Source organism: Streptomyces sp. PT12 (assembly GCF_003311645.1).
GTDB lineage: Bacteria > Actinomycetota > Actinomycetes > Streptomycetales > Streptomycetaceae > Streptomyces.
Genome location: NZ_QEST01000176.1, coordinates 1 through 479 on the forward strand (window position 1 = coordinate 1; position 479 = coordinate 479).

A 479-nucleotide genomic window follows, 5' to 3' on the forward strand; every position below is an offset into this window, starting at 1 on the left:
CCACCTCCCGCACCGGCAGTTCAAAGCGCTCACACACCGCGTCGAACGCCCCCGCATACGCCGGGAACGCCTCATACACCTCCCGGCCCATCCCGAGCCGTTGACTGCCCTGGCCGGTGAAGAGGAAGGCAAGGCGGCCCGGTGTACGGGTGCCTTGGACGACGTTGGCCGTGGTGCGGCCCTCGGCGAAGGCGCGCAGGGCCTCGTTGGCCTCGTCCCGGTCGGCCGCGATGACGACGGCGCGGTGGTCAAGCGTGGCGCGCGTGGTCGCGAGGGAGAAGCCGATGTCCGACAAGGCGCCTTGGTGCTCCGCCAGTTGCCCGGCCTGAGCGGTGAGGGCATCCGCGTTGCGGGCGGACAGCGGGAGGGGCCGGATGGGCAGGGTAGCGGTGACCTCGGCGGGTGCCGCCTCCTGGTAGGGGGCCTCTTCGATGATGGTGTGGGCGTTGGTGCCGCTGATCCCGAAGGAGGAGATACCC

At 71.0% G+C, this 479-nt stretch carries 1 protein-coding gene; it reads right to left on the bottom strand.

From position 1 onward, the window contains the following. On the bottom strand, positions 1 to 479 hold a 479-nt coding region (locus DEH69_RS19215; protein WP_309302872.1), incomplete at both ends, for a ketoacyl-synthetase C-terminal extension domain-containing protein.